This is a genomic window from Endozoicomonas sp. ALB091, assembly GCF_049310265.1.
Classification (GTDB): Bacteria; Pseudomonadota; Gammaproteobacteria; order Pseudomonadales; family Endozoicomonadaceae; genus Endozoicomonas.
On record NZ_JBLYNQ010000008.1, the window covers coordinates 108312 to 125857 of the forward strand.

General features: G+C 49.5%; 16 protein-coding genes. 3 read left to right on the forward strand and 13 right to left on the reverse strand.

Translation table 11 applies throughout. The features are described from left to right. Positions 1-48: 48 nt before the first annotated feature. The 10 genes from ACO6UX_RS17185 to uxaC all read right to left on the reverse strand — a co-directional run bounded on the left by ACO6UX_RS17185 (position 49) and on the right by uxaC (position 10651). Positions 49-810, reverse strand: a complete 762-nt coding sequence (locus ACO6UX_RS17185; protein WP_422450534.1) for an ABC transporter ATP-binding protein — start codon at positions 808-810, stop codon at positions 49-51. Continuing rightward, entirely contained in the window at positions 708-2009 is a 1302-nt protein-coding gene (locus ACO6UX_RS17190) for an oligopeptide/dipeptide ABC transporter ATP-binding protein (RefSeq protein WP_422450535.1), read from the reverse strand. Before ACO6UX_RS17190 ends, ACO6UX_RS17185 begins: the two co-directional genes overlap by 103 nt. Positions 2010-2431: 422 nt before the next feature. After that, on the reverse strand, positions 2432-3220 hold the full coding sequence (locus ACO6UX_RS17195) for an ABC transporter substrate-binding protein (RefSeq protein WP_422449614.1): 789 nt from the start codon (positions 3218-3220) through the stop codon (positions 2432-2434). Between the two features lie 33 nt (positions 3221-3253). Continuing rightward, positions 3254-3589 (reverse strand): ABC transporter substrate-binding protein, encoded by a 336-nt coding sequence (locus tag ACO6UX_RS17200; protein WP_422449615.1) that lies wholly within the window; start codon positions 3587-3589, stop codon positions 3254-3256. Between the two features lie 469 nt (positions 3590-4058). Next, positions 4059-4829: a GntR family transcriptional regulator gene (locus tag ACO6UX_RS17205; RefSeq protein ID WP_422449616.1), complete on the reverse strand. Its 771-nt coding sequence runs from the start codon at positions 4827-4829 to the stop codon at positions 4059-4061. Between the two features lie 74 nt (positions 4830-4903). Then, positions 4904-5536: a bifunctional 4-hydroxy-2-oxoglutarate aldolase/2-dehydro-3-deoxy-phosphogluconate aldolase gene (locus ACO6UX_RS17210; protein ID WP_422449617.1), complete on the reverse strand. Its 633-nt coding sequence runs from the start codon at positions 5534-5536 to the stop codon at positions 4904-4906. Then, positions 5530-6489 (reverse strand): sugar kinase, encoded by a 960-nt coding sequence (locus tag ACO6UX_RS17215; protein WP_422449618.1) that lies wholly within the window; start codon positions 6487-6489, stop codon positions 5530-5532. The genes ACO6UX_RS17210 and ACO6UX_RS17215 overlap by 7 nt, the downstream gene beginning before the upstream one ends. Continuing rightward, positions 6489-7685 (reverse strand): mannonate dehydratase, encoded by a 1197-nt coding sequence (uxuA, locus tag ACO6UX_RS17220; protein WP_422449619.1) that lies wholly within the window; start codon positions 7683-7685, stop codon positions 6489-6491. The genes ACO6UX_RS17215 and uxuA overlap by 1 nt, the downstream gene beginning before the upstream one ends. A gap of 43 nt (positions 7686-7728) precedes the next feature. After that, on the reverse strand, positions 7729-9207 hold the full coding sequence (locus tag ACO6UX_RS17225; RefSeq protein ID WP_422449620.1) for a mannitol dehydrogenase family protein: 1479 nt from the start codon (positions 9205-9207) through the stop codon (positions 7729-7731). A 10-nt stretch (positions 9208-9217) separates the two neighbouring features. After that, positions 9218-10651 (reverse strand): glucuronate isomerase, encoded by a 1434-nt coding sequence (gene uxaC, locus ACO6UX_RS17230; RefSeq protein WP_422449621.1) that lies wholly within the window; start codon positions 10649-10651, stop codon positions 9218-9220. Between the two features lie 418 nt (positions 10652-11069). Here uxaC and uidA point away from each other — a divergent pair, with 418 nt between their 5' ends. Together uidA and ACO6UX_RS17240 are read left to right on the forward strand one after the other, a co-directional pair. After that, positions 11070-12899 carry a beta-glucuronidase gene (gene uidA / locus ACO6UX_RS17235; protein WP_422449622.1) on the forward strand — a complete coding sequence of 610 codons (1830 nt, stop codon included), beginning with the start codon at positions 11070-11072 and terminating at the stop codon, positions 12897-12899. 694 nt (positions 12900-13593) lie between these two features. Beyond that, a complete protein-coding gene (locus ACO6UX_RS17240; protein WP_422449623.1) occupies positions 13594-15405 on the forward strand; it encodes a hypothetical protein in 1812 nt (603 codons plus the stop codon). Here ACO6UX_RS17240 and ACO6UX_RS17245 read toward each other — a convergent pair. The 3 genes from ACO6UX_RS17245 to ACO6UX_RS17255 form a co-directional block, all read right to left on the reverse strand. After that, the gene (locus tag ACO6UX_RS17245; protein WP_422449624.1) at positions 15387-15800 is read right to left on the reverse strand and encodes a hypothetical protein; all 414 of its coding nucleotides are present in this window, start codon (positions 15798-15800) and stop codon (positions 15387-15389) included. The two genes, ACO6UX_RS17240 and ACO6UX_RS17245, sit on opposite strands and share 19 nt — an antisense overlap. A 21-nt stretch (positions 15801-15821) precedes the next feature. After that, on the reverse strand, positions 15822-16283 hold the full coding sequence (locus ACO6UX_RS17250; RefSeq protein WP_422449625.1) for a hypothetical protein: 462 nt from the start codon (positions 16281-16283) through the stop codon (positions 15822-15824). Between the two features lie 261 nt (positions 16284-16544). Next, positions 16545-16970 carry an FMN-binding negative transcriptional regulator gene (locus tag ACO6UX_RS17255; protein WP_422449626.1) on the reverse strand — a complete coding sequence of 142 codons (426 nt, stop codon included), beginning with the start codon at positions 16968-16970 and terminating at the stop codon, positions 16545-16547. 106 nt (positions 16971-17076) lie between these two features. Between ACO6UX_RS17255 and ACO6UX_RS17260 the strand changes: the two genes are divergently transcribed. Then, positions 17077-17511, forward strand: coding sequence for an acyl-CoA thioesterase (locus tag ACO6UX_RS17260; RefSeq protein ID WP_422449627.1), 435 nt, complete (start codon positions 17077-17079; stop codon positions 17509-17511). The last annotated feature ends 35 nt before the right edge of the window (positions 17512-17546 follow it).

Consider the following 17546-nt stretch of genomic DNA (forward strand, 5'->3'; position numbering starts at 1 on the left):
AACGAAACGTCAACAGGCCCTGGTTTCACCTCATAAATTTCAAGAGGGTCACCCTTTCCCGACTATGGCACAGGCAACAAAGTGCCCATCATTGATCTCGTTAAGGTGAATCTCTCTGGAGGTGCACTCGGGTGCTGCATACTTGCAACGGGGCGCAAAGCGACAGCCAGGTGCCGGGTTGATGGGTGAGGTAATTTCGCCCTGCAACACTTCCCGTTCCATCTTATGGTCCAGATGAATCGAAGGAATAGCCGATAACAAGGCCCTGGTATAAGGGTGAGTCGGGTTGCTGAACAAATCCCTGGCCGGTGCTTTCTCAATCAGCTGCCCAAGGTACATAACCGCGATTTCATCGGAGAAATGCTTAACCACCGATAAATCGTGAGTAATGAAGATATAAGTGAGTCCAAGCTGCTCCTGCAGATCCTGCATCAGGTTCAGAATCTGCGCCTGAATGGATACATCCAGCGCCGATACCGGCTCATCACAGATAATGAACTTTGGTTTCAGCGCCAGCGCACGGGCTATACCAATACGCTGCCGTCTACCACCGTCCAGCTCATGGGGATAAGTGTTGACCAGTCGAGGGCTAAGGCCAACCAGCTCCATTAATTCAGCGACACGTTCAGTCAGCTCCTGCTTATTCTTCACTTTGTTGTGAATCAGCAGCGGTTCACCAATGATCTCACTGGCGGTCATCCGGGGGTTCAAAGAGGCAAAAGGATCCTGGAAGATAATCTGCATATCTTCACGCAGTCGTCGCATCTGATCTTTGTTGAAGTGGCGAATATTCTGCCCTTCAAACAGGATGTCGCCATCGGTGGCTTCCAGCAACCGCAGGATAACCCGGCCGGTGGGTCCGTTGGGTCCGGCATCATGCCTTTAATGGGGTTCAGTCGTCCAACCGAGTGATCGAGATCGGGAATCGAACCAAGCAGCCCCCTGGTGTAAGGGTGTTTGGTATTTTCATAGACATCGCGAATATCACCGCTCTCCACCACTTCACCGGCGTACATAATCGCCACTTTATCGCACACCTGGGCAACAACCCCCAGGTCGTGGGTGATCAGAATCATCGCAGTGTTGTAACGGCTTTTCAGATCTTTCATCAGATCCAGTACCTGGGCCTGAATGGTGACATCCAGCGCTGTGGTCGGCTCATCTGCGATTAGCAGATCCGGGTTACAGGCAAGAGCAATGGCGATCACTACCCGTTGTTTCATACCGCCGGAAAACTGGTGCAGAAAGTCCCCCGCCCGGGCCGCCGGAATGCCCACCATCTCCAGCATTTCGCCAGCTTTCTGGCAAGACGCTTTTTTGCTGACGCCTTCGTGGATAAGGATCACTTCGGCAATCTGCTCCCCGACTGTCATCACCGGGATCAGGGCATTTTTCAGGGCATGGCGGTTAATCACCACATTCTCAGCCACACCTTTGGCGCGGGCGGTACGGATATAATCCTGACGGATGACTTCCAGCATGGAAGAACGGGTCATCCGGGTAATAATGGCGGCAGAACCTGTGCCCAGAGTGATCGCGGGCACGATCAGCGAACTCCAGCTGGAATAGCCACCGGAGGGCACCCAGCCGAGGTTGACGGAGAACAGCAGAATCATCATCAAACCCAGCCAGAAGTTGGGCATGGAGACACCCAGCAGGGCGAAAAACATCGAACCACTGTCAATCATTGAATACTGTCGTGTAGCAGAGATGATCCCGATGGGGATACCAATAATCACTGCAATCACTACACCCAGCGCTGCAAGAATCAGCGTATTAGGGAATCGGGAAAAAATTTCATCAAATACATCTCGGTCACTGGTGTAGGACTGGCCCAGGTCACCCGTCGCCGCATTCCCCACAAAGCGGGCATAACGCAGCAAAAACGGATCATTTAGCTCCATTTCTTCACGCAATTCGGCCAACGCTTCAGGCGGTGCATTTTTCCCGAGAATCAATTGTGCCGGATCGCCGGGGGCTAATAACAGTGTCGAGTAATCTATGATTATCTTGGTTAATCTGCTTTTTTATTGCCTTATTCAACGGTTGCTACTACCTAGTTTCTGCCACTGACGAAAACCAAGTTTGTGGCAAATTGGTTACAAAAAGACTAGGCGTCCCCGTCGGGACACGTTACAGCCCGACGTTAATCCCTACAGAAGAGCTGCGTAAGACTTACTCCGGTAAGTGGTGGCGTTGACGATGTAGATAAACCCAGATAATCCTGATTATCGTAGGTTTTTAGTAACGGTGAAGGACATGATGGCAAATACCAGCAGGGAAACACCCAGCAACACGGGTATCAGCAGCAATAGCCTTTTGAGTATAAATCGATGCATGGTTCACCTGATAAGCGGCTGAGCCCATCGGTAAAGAGCGTTGATGGCCAGAAAGTCACGCTGCACAGAGCAGCGTGATGGTCAGATTCAAATTAGCCCTGGAAGCGGACACCTCTGATTTTGTGGTGGCCCGCAGGTGCCATGCTGAAGCTAGGCACATTCTTCTGGATACCAATGTTCTGGTACTGATCATAGATGGAGAATGTTGGCACTTCGTTTTGCAGAATTACCTGAATCTTGCCGTACAGCTCTTTTCGTTCACCAGCGTCAGTGGAAGTACGGGCCTGATTCAGCAGCTGGTCCACCTCTGCATTGCTGTAGAACAAACGGTTACCGGCACCGCCGTGGGTAGCGGAGTTGAACTGTGCATAGAGGCCATAGTCAGCATCGCCGGTCACAGTTACCCAGCCCATAATGAACATATCGTGGTCACAACGGGAGGTATCGTCCAGGAATGCGCCCCACTCAACCACTTCGATGGACATATCAATACCGATCTGACGCAGCTGAGCCTGCAGAACCTGGGCGATCTGGACACGGGTAGGATTGTCGTTGATCCAGATAGAGGTTTTGAAACCGTCGGCATAACCCGCTTCTGTCAGAAGCTCACGGGCTTTATCGAAGTTCTGCTGGTATCTTTCGATATTCGGGTTGAATCCAAATACCTTGGGACCAATCGGTGAGCTTGACGGGGAACCGGCACCCATCAGTACCGCTTCGACAATGTCACCCGGTGCTTTAACGGCTTTCTCATTCAGAATGGACGCAGCAGTGTGTGTGAGATGATAAAGCAGAGGACCAAAAGGCTCTTTGGTGATGACGTTCACCGTGTAGTCATCAACCACTTCTACCGTGCTGATGGAGTTGACGATATGGGCCACCGTTGGCGAAGCGATCGTGGCTTCCAGTGTGAATTAAACGTCAGATGCCTTCAGTTCCTCACCATTATGGAATTTAACAACCTTTTTCAGCGTAAACTGAGTGGTTTTGTCATCCAGACTTTTCCAGGATTCAGCCAGACCGGGCACGATATTCATGTCCTTGTCTGTCTCAACCAGCTGGCTGTATATCTGAACCGCCACCCGGGAAGAAGGCTGGTCATTGGTGGCATGGGGGTCAAGGGTCTTGGCATCCGCACCCTGGCCAACCACCAGAGTGTCTTTCATCTTGACCGCTTCTTCTGCTCCCCCGCAGGCGGAAAGGACAACTGCCATGCCGACGGCTATGTCAGCCTTTACTGCTTTTATCATCACTAAGCCCATCAATATTTCTAATTTATGATATGGAACTGCGAACTATATAAGCCTGGTGCATGTCTATACGTCAGTCGTCGTGTCACCGGGATTCTGGGCTTTATCAGTAGCCCTTCAATAATTGCCGATATACTTACACGACTGCTTATAAAGAAAATTCAAGAAAAAATACCGCCCGGCGAGTAGAAAATAAGATTTTTTTCTTAATATTGATTTAAATCAGATGTTTATTTTGATCAAGGCTTTCTTTCGGTAGTCGTTTGCTAAGGAATTGTTCCGAAATAATTTCGATATTTTGAACTCGATCTCCGTTCATCCTGAGTGCTGAGCTTGTCAAAGTATCGAAGGGTGATTGGCACAATACATGATGTCGGAGTTCACGCCCTTCGATACTTCGACAAGCTCAGCACTCAGGACGAACGTAGTTTTGAAGCTCAGAGATGTGCAAATTATTCCGGGGCAATTCCTAAGAAATCACGGACGGACTGTAGTCAAACAAAAAGCGGTCAAAAGAGTCTTCAGTATTGTCAGAAACCCGCAGGAGTGTGGTTTTTACATTCTCAAGATGTTGCCACATGGCATCCCGTGCTGCTTCCGATTTGCGCTGGGATAAAGCCTCAATAATCCTTTCATGGTCGCCCACCCACTCTTCAAGATAGTCTACCTTATCAATCCATTCATGGAGACGTTTCCACATGGCGCTGTTTTTGCGGATGTCCCACAGTTGCTGGGTTAAGGCAACCAGCACACTGTTCTGGGTGGCTTCCGACACGGCAATATGAAACAGCTCGTCACCCTTGCCACTGTTAATGCCCTGGCGAATTTCCTTTTTCTCCAGTTCGAGAGCCGCTTTCATGTTTTGCAGGTTGGACTTATTCAGCTGGGTTGCCGCAAATGCAGCCACATGGCTTTCGATCAGTTGCCTGGCCTGCAGTAACTCAAATGGGCCAACGTCATTGGCACTGACGAGATCGTGCTCATCGGATGCGGTGGCAGGCTGGTTACGTTCACTGGCGATAACATGAATGCCTGAGCCTTTACGCACTTCAATCAGGCCTTCCAGTTCGAGCATAATCAGCGCTTCACGTACAATAGTGCGGCTGACATTGAGCATGGTTGCAATATCCCGTTCAGCCGGCAGGCGACTGCCTACAGCGTAGACACCATCAATAATCTGCTGGCGGATATCACGTCCAATTTTCTGATATAGCCGCTTGGGTTCTGACAGGACAAGCATTGGGTTTTGTGCCACTTTTTGAGTCTGTTGGTTTATTTTATACCGCAATACCCGAGAAGTATTGCGGCAGGGAATCAGCGTGCCAACTGTTGAGCTAACTGTTTAGCTAAAAATGTTATTTCGCTCCAGTTGCCACTTTCAACCACCGATTCAGGTACCAGCCAGGAACCACCTACGCACAGAACATTATCCAGTGCCAGATAATCCTGGTAGTTTTCCGGATTAATGCCCCCGGTAGGACAAAAAGTCACCTGAGGAAACGGGCCAGCCAGAGATTTTAACATAGATTGCCCGCCTGCGACTTCTGCCGGGAACAACTTCAATACATCAAACCCATAATCAAGGGCCTGCATAACCTCTGACGGAGAAGATACACCCGGCAATAACAGGATGTTTTGCTCTCGGGACGCCTTAAGAAGCGCAGGGGTCGCACCCGGAGAAATAACAAAATCGGCACCGGCCTGATGAACCGCCAGTAATTGTTCCGGGTTCACCACCGTACCGGCACCCACCAGACAGTCAGGCATCTCCTGTTTAATCTGTTGAATCGCTGCAACGGCACAGTCGCTGCGCAGTGTCACCTCAAATACCGAAATACCGCCATCGTACATGGCCCTGGCCATGGGCAGGGCCTGGTCAATGGTATCAATCACCATCACGGGCATGACGGGAAAAGCACGGTTTAAAACATCACGGGCGGTTAACATGGCTGTGTTTGTTCCAATAATCGGGAGGTAGCAGATTTGGGGATGATAGCGCCTTTGTACTGTATGACACTTGCCGCCAGACGGTGGGCAAAAGCGGCGGCGGTTTCCGGTGCATCGCCTGACATTCTGCGGGCAAGATAACCACCATTGAAGGAGTCACCGGCAGACGTTGTATCTACGATCTGACGGACAACTGTGGCAGGTACAAAAGACAATGCCTGGTTAACCATGATGCTGCAGCCATCACCACCCTGTTTAATCACCACTTCCGGAATAGCAGACAGTCGATTCATGGTGTCGGTAATAGACTGATCACCAAACAGTGCCTGCTCGTCATCAAAGGTGACCAGCGCGATATCGGTTAACGCAAGAAACTCGCTGGTCACTGACTGAGCCTGCTCCCTGGACGACCAGAGACGTGGCCGATAGTTGCTGTCGAAAGCGACCTTTGCGCCTCGCTCTCTGGCTCTGGTCAGGGTTTTTTTCAGCAGTTCCCGGCTGCCTTCATCCAAAATAGCCAGACTGATACCCGACAGGTAGTAGAGGTCGAATGATTCCGCCAGTTCAGAACGCTGGGCCGGTGTAAGACCATGGCTGAATAAAGCCCTGGCAGCAGAATCAGTTCTCCAGTAACTGAAACTGCGCTCTCCATAGGCGTCCAGTTCAATGGCGTACAGGCCCGGTACTTTTTCGGGTAGCCGTGAAATCCATTGGCAATTGATATTCTCACTCTGGAACAAATCAATCATGCAATCACTGAAGCTATCTTTGCCAATGGCGGTGATATAGCTGGTATCAATCGCGTGTGCTGCGGTTCGGGCTATATAGATAGCGGTATTGAGCGTGTCACCGGCAAAGGCCTGTTTGAACAGGCCATTCTCTGCGGGTGACAGCTCCACCATGCACTCACCAATACAGGCGACACGAACAGTATGGGCTGTCTGACTGGTCATTAGAGGCTCCGTTCAATGCCCATCATCAGGCCACGAAGTTCGGCAAGGCCACGCATACGGCCAATGCAGGAGTAGCCCGGGTTGGTTTCCTTGTTAAGGTCGTCCAGCATCTGATGACCATGGTCAGGACGCATGGGGATCATACAATCTACCCGACCTTCAGCCTTACGACGACGCTGCTCCATAACCAGTGCGCGAGTCACGTCGTACAGGTTGGCCATGCCTTCCAGATGGTTGGCTTCATAGAAACTGCCATCGTCTTCCCGCTCCACACTGCGCAGGTGGACAAAGTGAATACGGCTGCCGAGACGCTCAACCATACTCGGCAGATCATTGTCTTCCCGTGGGCTGAGTGAGCCGGTGCAGAAAGTAATGCCGTTATATATGCTATCTACCGCCTGGGTAATACGAATATAGTCGTCTTCAGTGCTGGCAATGCGTGGCAGACCCAGGATCGCCCAGGGTGGATCATCCGGGTGAATGCACAGACGTACGCCAGCTTCTTCCGCTGCAGGTACGATTTCACGCAGGAAAGCAAACAGGTGCTGGCGCAGGCCTTCGGCATCAATGTGCGCGTAGCTGTCCAGCGCCTGCTGGAACTGCTCCAGGGTGTAACCTTCTTCTGCACCGGGCAAACCGGCAATCAGGTTTTTGGTCAGGCGCTCGATATCTGCTTCGGTCATGGTCGCAAAGCGTTCTTTTGCCCTGGCCTGCTCTTCTTCGCTGTAATCCACTTCCGCCCCCGGGCGCTTCAGAACATACAGTTCAAACGCCGCGAACTCGTAGCGGTCAAAGCGAAGCGCACGACTTCCGTCTCTTACTTCATAAGCAAGGTCGGTACGGGTCCAATCCAGCACTGGCATAAAGTTGTAGCACACCACATCGATGCCACAGGCACCCAGATTGCGAATGGTCGTGGCGTAGTTTTTCAGATGACGTTCGAAGTCACCGGTCCGTTTTTTGATGTCTTCGGAGACCGGCACACTCTCAACCACCGACCAGCGCAATCCGGTAGAGTGGCCTTTTTCCTCATCCCACTCAATTTCCCGCTTGCGCTTTTCAATTTCCTCAACACTCCATACTTCACCGTTTGCAATGTGATGCAGTGCCGACACAATACCGGTGGCTCCGGTCTGCATAATGTCACGAATGGTGATCGGGTCTTTAGGGCCGTACCAGCGCCATGTCTGTTCCATGATGTTATCCTCTCCCGGGCAGAAGCCGTTTATAGATCATTGGTTAAAGGGTTTGTGCCAGCAGTGCCATTGCCTGTTTGGCACCGTGCTCGCGGATTGAGTGGTAGGCTTTAGTCACTTCCGAAACGAATCGTTCATTCTTCGCCAGGGCCGGATCAAACACTGCATCCAGCACCAGGAATGCCTTTACCTGCTGTTCAGGATGTTCCTGATGCTGGCTTGCCGTGGCCTTTAACTGCTCTGCCATTGGGTCACGCACATCGATGTCATGGCCCTGCTCATCGGTTCCCGATACGTAGTGCATCCAGCCGGCAATGCCCAGTGCGATGGCGGCAAATGCCTTATCTTCCGCCAGCAGGGTTCTGGCCGAATTCAGCCAGCGCTGAGGCACTTTCTGGGAACCGTCCATGGCAATTTGCCATGTCTGGTGTTTCAGGCCCGGGTTGGTAAAGCGCTCAATCAGCTTTTCTGCGTAGCTGGCAAAGTCGGTAGGCTCGGGCATCTCCAGCGTGGCGGCCGCTTCATTATTCATGTAGTGACGGGTCACTGTGACAAACTGCGGATCCTGCATACAAACGTCGATGGTTTTGTAACCGGCCAGGAAACCCAGATAAGCCAGAATGGAGTGGCTGCCATTGAGCATGCGCAGCTTCATCTCTTCATAAGGCTGCACATCGGCGACAAACATGGCACCGTCTACGTTGTCCCAGGGTGGACGCCCCATGGTGAAATGGTCTTCAATCACCCACTGGCGATAGGCTTCGGTAACAATGGCTCCTTTGTCGTCAGTGCCCAGATAAGCCTGAACATCGGCAAAGCTCGCTTCTGTCATCGCCGGCACGATACGATCGACCATGGTGCATGGGAACGCCACCTCTGCACGAATCCACCCTGCCAGCTCCTTGTCCATGGCTTCTGCCATCTGGATCACCGCTGCCCGGGCACGTTTACCATTGTCTGGCACGTTGTCACAGCTCAGAACGGTAAAGGGCGCAATGCCTTTTGCACGACGTTGATCCAGTGCCGTAACGATCAGGCCAAGGGCTGATTTCGGATTTTGCGGGTTGGCCAGATCGTGGGCAATCAGGGCGTTATCCAGCATCAGTTTGCCGGTTGCGGGGTTCAGACAATAACCTTTTTCGGTAATGGTCAGAGAGACAATACGGGTAGTTTCAGCACCCATAATGTCCAGCAGAGGACGTCGATCGTCTTCTACAGCAAGGGATTGCCGGATAGCCGTTGCCAGCTTCACCGTACGGGAACCGTCCGGATTCATTTCCGTGACGGTGTAAGCGTTGTCCTGACTTTGCAGGTCCGCGACCAGCTCCTGACCACCAAAAATATTGGCGGCACAAATGCCCCAGTGAAACTCGCCGGTGGCAGCAATCGCTTCATGGGTATAAAGCGCCTGATGAGCACGATGAAACGCACCGAGGCCAATATGCACAATACCGGCGCTCAGCTCCGAGGTGTCGTAGCTGTTGGCTGCAATTTTGTCGCTGCTGTATTGCTTATTAATCATCTCCATCCCCTCACAATCGGTAGGCTTTCCGGGCCAGTCCACTGGTTAACTCGTGAGCCAGTTCCAGTGCTTCTTCTTCGGTAATGCGATGCTCACATACCAGTGATGCCAGGAAGTTACAGTCCACCCGACGGGCAACATCATGACGGGCAGGGATACTCAGGAATGCACGGGTATCGTCGTTGAAACCCACGGTGTTATAGAAACCGGCGGTTTCTGTCACCATGCGACGGTAGCGCATCATGCCTTCCGGACTGTCGTGGAACCACCAGGCAGGACCCAGCTTCAGAGCCGGATAGTGACCTGCCAGTGGTGCCAGCTCGCGAGCGTAAACATCTTCGTCCAGAGTAAACAGGATAATGGTCAGGTTCGGATCATTGCCCACTTCATTCAACAGCGGGCGCAGGTTGTTAACAAACTCTGCTTTCAGGGGAATATCCGCCCCTTTATCCGCACCAAAACGTGCCAGCAGGCTTTGGTTGTGATTGCGGTAAACACCGCAGTGAATCTGCATCACCAGGCCGTCTTCCTGTGACATGCGGGCCATTTCAACCAGCATATGGCCACAGAACTGCTGCGCTTCTTCCGCTGAAATCTCTCCGGCCAGTGCTTTCGTCAGAAGTAACTGACAAGTGTCTTTTGATAGAACCGTGGTGTAAGGCGTTGGATAGCTGTGGTCAGTGGCGGTAGCACCCGTGCTTTGGAAAAACGCCCGACGTTTGCGTAATGCCGTCAGATAGTCAGACCACTGATGGACATCTTCACCGGTCTGCTCTGCCAGCAATGCCATATGGGCGGAGAAATCAGGATGATAGGGATCCGTTACCGAGTCTGGGCGGAAGGTCGTGATCACACGTCCCTGCCAGTCACTGGCATTGATTTTCAGATGGCTTTGCAGCGTATCAACAGCGGTTTCCGTGGTCGCCAGCACGTCAATATTGAAGCGCTCATAAAGGCTGCGAGGCAGAAATGCTTCGGTCTTCAGCTGAGCGTCAATATGATCGTAAATCTCTTGTGCTGTTTTGCTGTTTAATGGCTGATCAACACCAAGCACTTCGGTCATGGCGTGGTCCATCCACATACGGGTTGGGGTGCCACGGAAGAGAAAGTAGTTGTCGGCAAAAATCTGCCACGCTTTGCGAGGGTCCTGCTCAACCTTTATGGATGAGTCTTGACTCTTGATACCAATGCTTTCCAGGGAAATACCCTGACTATGTAACATCCGAAACGCATAATGATCCGGCTGAAGCAACAGTGCAGCAGGGTTGCCGAACGGCTGATTGTCTGCAAACCAGGCCGGATCGGTATGACCATGGGGGCTAATAATGGGCAAGTGTCTTATTTCCTGATACAGGGCACGTGCAACACTGCGGGTGTTGTTATCTGGGGAAAAAAGACGATCCGGATGAGGCCGATAGGATTGGTTGGACGTTTTGTTAAACATTGTATTACCGGCTTGCCTTCAGGTTGCTAATGTAATTCCAGGACTTTTATATCAGACTTGATCAAATTGGATCAACCAATTTTGCGGTAAACCGGAAAGGATTTGACCTGAGGCATGTTTGCTGATTAATGCCAAAAAAACAGAGTGCGTTGGGGTAAAGTTTTGATAATTATGGCGTGGGTATTGACCGTTTTTACCGTTCTACTCTAGCATAACAGGCAATTGGACTTACAAGAATAAGAAAATGACTCAGCATATTCCAAGAAATAGGTTCGGTATTAATTTTTGGTTTGACATATTGGTCTAAAACTCTTCACAAAAAGAACTGCTATTTACGACTCTCCTACTCTCAGGCTGATCAGAGCCCGGAGTATCAAAGGTTTTAACCAATGTTACTGGCTGTTAAATGGAGCATAAAATGACTGCTTTTTTATACCCACACGAAACCAGAACCCGTCGCATCATCGACATCAGCGGCATTTGGAAATTCCGCGCCGACACGAAAACGGAAGGTCGCACCAATGGCTGGAAAGATGGCCTGACTGATACCACGTTGATGGCCGTTCCATCCAGCTACAATGACATCACTACCGACAAGGCACTGCGTGATCACTGTGGTGATGTTTGGTACGAAACTGAGTTTTACATTGCCGAAGAATGGCAGGATCGTGATGTATTCGTCCGCTTTGGCAGTGCTACCCACCGTGCCATTGTTTATGTGAATGGTGTGGAAGTCGCGAGCCACGATGGCGGCTATATGCCTTTCGCCGGTCAACTGAACGACGTTGTTCGTTTTGGTGAAAAGAACAAAATGGTGGTCGTGGTCAATAATGAACTGAGCTATGCCACCATTCCTGCTGGCAGGGTTGCTACCCATATGGACGGTACCAAAGAGGTCAAGCCGTTCTTTGACTTCTTTAACTATGCCGGTATTCACCGTGCCGTTAAGCTGATGGCGCTGCCCAGGAATCGTGTTGAAGATATCACGGTCACCACTGACTTCGACCAGAGCCTGGGTAAAGTGGATTACCAGGTCAGCGCGATGGGCAGCGGCGACGTTTCGGTCGAACTTCTGGACGAGGACGGCAAGGTTGTTGCCAATGGTGAAGGCGCTGAGGGCTCACTGGAGATCGACAACGTTAAACTGTGGCAGCCGGGTAATGCCTACCTGTATACGCTGCAAGTCAGCATTAACGACAACGGCCAATTGGTTGACCAGTATCCACAGACCGTCGGTGTGCGTACTGTTAAAGTTCAGGGTACTCAGTTCCTGATCAATAACGAGCCCTTCTATTTCAAAGGCTTTGGTAAGCACGAAGATTCCGATATCCGTGGCCGTGGTTACGATGCTGCGCTGAACCTGCGTGATATGGAACTACTTGACTGGATCGGTGCCAACTCCATCCGCACCTCTCACTATCCGTACTCTGAAGAGTTTATGCAGCTGGCTGAGCGCAAAGGTCTGGTGGTCATCAATGAGACGGCTGCGGTTGGCCAGTTTGATGCCTTGATGAACTTTGTGTCTGCCGGTGCCGGTGGTGCTTCCCAGTCCAGGTTCTTTGACCGCCCAATAGTACAAAAAGAAGGCATGGTTGCCCATAAAGAAGCCATCCGTGAACTGTTCCAGCGTGATAAAAACTATGCGTGCGTGGTCATGTGGGCCCTGTCTAACGAGCCGGATACCTCCCAGGAAGCCTCTGAGCCTTACTTTAAAGAGATTTTTGAATATTCTCGTGAGCTTGACCCTCAGAACCGTCCGCTGACCCTGGTTAACTTTATGATGGCACCATACGGTATATGTCGTGCAAGCAAGTTTGCCGATGTGATCTGTCTGAACCGTTATTACGGCTGGTACATGATGAACGGCCTGGAGCAGCGCAATGCCGCCAAGGTGTTTAGTCAGGAGCTGTCAGGCTGGGCCAATGAAGGCAAGCCAATCGTCATCACCGAGTACGGCGCGGACACTGTCGCCGGCATCCACAAACTGCCCAGTGTGCAATTCTCTGAAGAGTACCAGTGTGAGTACCTGGATCAGCAGCATGAAGCCTTTGACGGATGTTCTGCAGTGGTTGGTGAGCAGATGTGGAACTTCGCGGACTTCCAGACCTGGGAAGGTTTCCTCCGGGTTGATGGTAATAAGAAGGGGGCATTTACCCGTACCCGTCAACCCAAGATGTCGGCCCATCACCTGAAACGTCGCTGGGATACAATCAGTGACTTTGGCTACAAAGAATCAATGGATAAGTAATGCCATAAAATTACCGACATTTTTATTCAAAGGGCTCGTTACAACGATCCCGGGGTTGTCGAAACAACCGTAAAAATGGTCTAGGAGGCTGACCGAGAATAGCGCCCGTAGCGAGGATTGCAGAAAATTGAGGATAAAAAGTCGGAAATTTTTAGTGAATAGTGGTTCTATTTGCTAAAAATTTCCGACTTTTTAGACCAATTTGCTGCCACCGCAGTAGGGCAGTCTATTCTCGGTCAGCCTCCTAGTTATAAGGTCGGTTCGTATGCACTTATTGGGTATAAGAACCGACTCCCCACCGTCATCCCCTGTTAAACTCTCATAATTCCGTTAAGAAACCGGTTCTTCCACATCCTAAAGGTCCTTCCCATGCAGACTATTTTCGCTCAGCCTCCGGGGGGCTGCCAGGTATTAGCGCATTTATAGTACTCCGGCAGCAATTCCCCGGGGACTGATCACTTTTCACATTTTTCTCACTGGAAGTTTATTGGTGCATTAGACCTTTTTTGGCTTTTCTGCAGTAACAATGAACGTCTTGTTAATTTTATTGTCTTAAAACCGTGAACATAGATTTCCAGGTTAATTATTTTTAATGCCGCCACCGGTCTCGTTTCGGCTGATTGCATCAGATGTTGAAAATTCGATGTCAGAGGCTTTGCCAATAAATTTTAAAAACTATTATTTATGAGAGTGGATGATGATTGTTTCAAAGGAAAATCAGATAATTACCCAACCTGATAACTCCGACATTGGCACTCAAGGTCTTCAACCAACAGCGCATTCAGTCGGTATTTGTTCTAAATCTACTTTTGACGGAAAGTCTGTCTCTCCTGCCAGCGCTAATCCCTTGGCACCGGCGCTGGCACCGCCTGTTACCGATGTCGCCATATCGGCAAGGAATGTAACGCTTGATTCTGAATGTACGCCTATGGCAGAGACACACCTAGATGATCCGGTGTCCTGGTCACAATTACTGCCGCAAATTAATGAGGAGCTAACACCTGATAAGCAGCTCCTGTTTGCCATTTATCTGGGGTTACCCACAAAGGATATCGAAGAAAAAATCAAGGAGCGTGAACGTCAAGGGCTGAAAAAGGAAAAATTTGATTATCTATCCTGGTATTCCCGGCAACAGGAGGGCAGGTTAATTCTGGAAAAAATGACGATCACCCATGAAACACTGCTGACGATGCTGGCGGGTATTTCCAGGCTCGACCTGGCTGAACTGCACTGCGAAAAGTTCGGTATTGCCCTTGATCTGTATCAGTTCTTTCATGAAAATTCTGCTATTGCAAAGGATCAGAATGGGAGGCTTACAGAATGGCCGTACAGCGTGCAGGCTCCAGATACTGATGCGGCCCTGAATCATGAACTGGACTTTTTCAAGTTGTGCCAGATCTTCCGTAAAGATCCCTATCTTTACTATGTTCCAACCGCAGTCCTGGCGTTTGCAGCTGGATACCCGGAGTTAATGGTGTCGCAGGGTTTACAACAAGAATCCGTACACTCACTGGGCTTCTCAACCAACCTTCTGTTCAAGAAAATTCTGGATATTAAAGGGGGGAGTATCAGTACCAGAGAGCTGGTAAAAATAATCACCGTTCCTGAACTTCTGGCCATAAGTTCCGCGCATCGCTTGATTCAATCCCTGCAAGGGCATTCTGAGCCTCATGGTACCAGCAATAAACGCGAATGGGACTTCCGGATAGCTCGTCTGGGCTATGATCTTGCAACCATAGGAATAGATGCTGAATCCTTCAGCCAGGCTCTTGATTTACCAGTGCACATAAACCAGAAAATTCTCAGTAGAGTTGGTAAACACGAGCCCTGTTATAGCAATATTTCACGATTACTCCGTGAAGCAGAACATTGCCTGCCAAAACTCACAGCAGGGCACATTGCCTATGCTTCGATGGTCGCTGCGAAATCCTGTGGTCTTGATAAGGAATTATCGGATCTTTTCATAAAAAACAGTAAGCTTTATTCTGAGTTTCATCATTTAAAGGACATACAGCCGCCAGCAGTCAAATCACTCTGTTGGCAGGAGGATGGCATCTCCACAGAGATGGCCGGTTCAGAACCGCTGACTATGGATTTTTTGAGATGTTTGCCATTAAGCCATAACTGGCATGCGATTGGCATAGCCATGGGATTATCACCAGAAGAGCTGGATGTTATTGGCAGCAAGACTTCTCGAAACGGTACCGTATCAGTAGAAAGTCTCAGAGTGGCAGCTTGTGAGTTGTCCAGAATACTGGTTCAACCCGAGAAGGGCCTGGAAACAGGGCATCTCTATCAGGTTCTGCAATATTTGGATGATCAAGCTGCACTGGCTTACTTTCCTGAGCATCTGTCAGTCTATGCTGACAGCCCATTACCTGAGCCTATCGCTCAATCCCTTGAAAATGGCGCATTAATAACCCGTGTTTTTCGGACTTTTGATCCAGAGGTGCTATCTCGCTATCTGAAATCATTCAAGAGCTATGATCAAATGAACGCTTTCTGATTATGTTCAGTCCCGTGCCCGTTTTGCAGCCACTCACACAAGTGCTCTTCCCCGGGTTCGGGTAAGATCTCTCCACCTTCCATGATCCATTGGGCAGGCATTTCAAACATGTCTGTTTCCAGCTCTTTGTCTGTGAGTATCATCAATTGGCAGATGCGTCTGGACATTTCCTTTTGTAATGTTTCTCGCATCTCAGCGGTTCGACCTTTTCGTATACCACCATAAACATGCATGGCAACGCCGTCGTTTAACGTGGCATTTTCCCAAAACATCACGTTTACAAATGTTTCCGGAGCACCTGTGAGGCCGCAATGAACATTCATGATCAAGTTAGCTAATTCAACACGCCTAGAGTTCGGTAAGCTTTTTGGTGTGGTAACAGTGTACAGTGGCATAGCGCTATCCTTGATTTATTTTTATAACGTAACACTGGTGTTGTAATAGCCTTTCTTAAAACGCCCCATCATAAAGCGCATCAGCATTTTCAACATGGTCGATTTACGTTTGGACGGTTTGAATCGATTGACCAAACCCCGCTGAAACTTTTCCGATTCGGTAAAATCACTGGATGCCAAAATAATCTGATCCTGTGTGCAACCGGTAATCTCCTGCCATTTAGCACACACTTCCGACATAAAAGGGTGCCGCCTGGACGCTGGCAGGCCATCTTGCACGGGCAGTTGTACACTGGATGCGGAAGACAACTTGCCAGCCAGATAGGCCTGACCATAGGGCAAGGTTAACCACATAAACACCAGTTTATAGTCAGGACCAAAGTGCTTTTGGTATATATCTTTTATGGAGGATTCCAGTTGCTTGATTTTGCTATACCCAAGAGAGCCCTCCTGGATAGTACACATCACGCGGATGGACTTCATATCTTCACCTTTCGTGCTTTTCTTATGAAACCATCTTAGAAAGTAAATACTTTGATAGACAGTGAATTGTTTTTTGCCCCCCTGAGAATCTGGTGCATAGGAAATGATTGTTGGGATGGGGCAAGGAGTTTGTCATCCTGCAACGAAAATGTAAAATGTAGTAATCACTCATGGCTGAAATGATCTGGTCCATTGGTATTTTATCGAGCATTGCCAAGCTAAGCAGACGGCACGCTTGGTGCCATCTGCTTGACTGACTCGTTAGCTACATGTTGACCGTTGCATTTGCCTGGCCACAGAAATGTCTGAACTATTCTTTGAACTTGCCAAGCCATTTACTACACCTGAATAATCTGATGCTGTTTTGTTTTGACTCAACTTGAAGTTGCCGACTATATCATCAATAACGAATTCCAAGCCTACAACAGCATTTACCAGTTTCTTAGTGAACTCTGCTGGTGCATCTGAAACTGACCAGGGAAGGTTTTGGTTTAGTTCATGAAAGTCAGAAATCTTGTTGAGAAGTTGCAAAATCCAGTTGCTTTCATGCTTGAAAAATACTCGTCCTCTAACGTGGACGACAGAATAATTCCACGTTGGAACGGCTTTACCTGTTTCTTTTTTCGATGGATAAAGATTCGGGCTGATATATGCCTTTTTTTTGGAACACAGACAAAATAAGTTCACTATCCGGAATCCAGATCATTAGGTATATTTCAGAGCCATTACAATAGGCCAAATTACTCTAAATTATTCAGCCTGTTGGGGCAAATCCATCCAGAGAGTCCGTCCCATGCAACGAACGTTATTCAATCACTTCTATCAAGATACCGTCCGCTGGGGAGATTGTGATCCGCTGGGGCACTTGAATAATGCCGCTTATATGCGACTCATTGAATCCGCACGCCTGGACTACTTTTTTAACATACTGAAGCTTGAAATGAAGCCTGATTCGGAGCAGGGATGGGTGATGAGAGGATTAAACTGCGAATTTAACAAGCAGCTCCACTACCCCACACAACTGGAAACAGGTACACGATTCAGTAAAGTCGGAAACAGTAGCGCTATTCTTGAGGCTGCTATTTATCGAAAGGGTGAAGAACAACCGGTCTTTACCGCGAGTGTACCGAGTATCTGGTGCAACTATAAAAAAGGCATATCCGTCAGAATACCCGACACCATCAGAAAAGCCATAAAGGATTACGAAATCGACGTCGAAGGTCTTTAATCAAGCCCATCAATACTCGCTGTTTTTAATTGTTT

Excerpts from the sequence above, each read along its gene's own strand:
- ACO6UX_RS17200 (WP_422449615.1), bottom strand. The coding sequence starts at position 3,589 with ATGATAAAAGCAGTAAAGGCTGACATAGCCGTCGGCATGGCAGTTGTC.
- ACO6UX_RS17205 (WP_422449616.1), bottom strand. The coding sequence starts at position 4,829 with ATGCTTGTCCTGTCAGAACCCAAGCGGCTATATCAGAAAATTGGACGT.
- ACO6UX_RS17210 (WP_422449617.1), bottom strand. The coding sequence starts at position 5,536 with ATGTTAACCGCCCGTGATGTTTTAAACCGTGCTTTTCCCGTCATGCCC.
- ACO6UX_RS17215 (WP_422449618.1), bottom strand. The coding sequence starts at position 6,489 with ATGACCAGTCAGACAGCCCATACTGTTCGTGTCGCCTGTATTGGTGAG.
- uxuA (WP_422449619.1), bottom strand. The coding sequence starts at position 7,685 with ATGGAACAGACATGGCGCTGGTACGGCCCTAAAGACCCGATCACCATT.
- ACO6UX_RS17225 (WP_422449620.1), bottom strand. The coding sequence starts at position 9,207 with ATGATTAATAAGCAATACAGCAGCGACAAAATTGCAGCCAACAGCTAC.
- uxaC (WP_422449621.1), bottom strand. The coding sequence starts at position 10,651 with ATGTTTAACAAAACGTCCAACCAATCCTATCGGCCTCATCCGGATCGT.
- uidA (WP_422449622.1), top strand. The coding sequence starts at position 11,070 with ATGACTGCTTTTTTATACCCACACGAAACCAGAACCCGTCGCATCATC.
- ACO6UX_RS17240 (WP_422449623.1), top strand. The coding sequence starts at position 13,594 with ATGATGATTGTTTCAAAGGAAAATCAGATAATTACCCAACCTGATAAC.
- ACO6UX_RS17245 (WP_422449624.1), bottom strand. The coding sequence starts at position 15,800 with ATGCCACTGTACACTGTTACCACACCAAAAAGCTTACCGAACTCTAGG.
- ACO6UX_RS17250 (WP_422449625.1), bottom strand. The coding sequence starts at position 16,283 with ATGAAGTCCATCCGCGTGATGTGTACTATCCAGGAGGGCTCTCTTGGG.
- ACO6UX_RS17260 (WP_422449627.1), top strand. The coding sequence starts at position 17,077 with ATGCAACGAACGTTATTCAATCACTTCTATCAAGATACCGTCCGCTGG.